The 217-nt window shown below is 50.2% G+C and carries 1 protein-coding gene; it reads left to right on the top strand.

Going from position 1 to position 217, the window contains the following annotated elements:
* The coding region (locus FN960_RS23000; protein ID WP_185971180.1) for a hypothetical protein at positions 1-217 on the top strand (217 nt) is incomplete at both ends.

The raw sequence follows: 217 nt of genomic DNA, 5'->3' as shown, positions 1-217 counted from the left end.
GGATATCGGGAAAGAGAGGTGGATATCGGGAAAGAGGGCTGGATATCGGGAAAGAGAAGCAGATATCGGGAAAGAGAGGTGGATATCGGGAAAGAGAGGTGGATATCGGGAAAGAGGGCTGGATATCGGGAAAGAGAGGTGGATATCGGGAAAGAGAGGTGGATATCGGGAAAGAGGGCTGGATATCGGGAAAGAGAAGCAGATATCGGGAAAGAGA

This window comes from Alkalicoccobacillus porphyridii (assembly GCF_007293315.1).
GTDB classification, from domain to species: Bacteria; Bacillota; Bacilli; order Bacillales; family Bacillaceae_D; genus Alkalicoccobacillus; species Alkalicoccobacillus porphyridii.
The sequence above is the reverse complement of the archived record's forward strand: the minus strand, read 5'-3'. Positions and strand labels throughout refer to the sequence as shown.